1 protein-coding gene is annotated in these 245 nt (G+C 70.2%); it reads right to left on the bottom strand.

Annotated elements, in window-relative coordinates:
• Positions 1-245, bottom strand: a 245-nt coding sequence (locus HC031_RS32355; protein WP_167929254.1) for an AMP-binding protein, incomplete at both ends; no start/stop codon positions are given.

The following is a 245-nucleotide window of genomic DNA, read 5'->3' as shown; positions in this document are numbered from 1 at the left end:
CGGTCGGCCGGCAACTCCGGATCCACCGGCAGATACACCCCACCCGCCTTCCACACCGCCAACATCGCCACGACCATGTCCACCGAACGCGGCAACGCCAACCCCACCACCCGCTCCGGCCCCACACCCCGCGAAACCAAGACTCGCGCCAACCGGTTCGCCCGGGCATTGACCTCCGCGAAGCTCAACGCCACATCCCCACACACCACCGCCGTCACGTCCGGGGTCCGCGCCACCTGCGCCTC

The sequence above is a fragment of the Planosporangium thailandense genome (assembly GCF_011947195.1).
GTDB lineage: Bacteria > Actinomycetota > Actinomycetes > Mycobacteriales > Micromonosporaceae > Planosporangium > Planosporangium thailandense.
The sequence above is the reverse complement of the archived record's forward strand: the minus strand, read 5'-3'. Positions and strand labels throughout refer to the sequence as shown.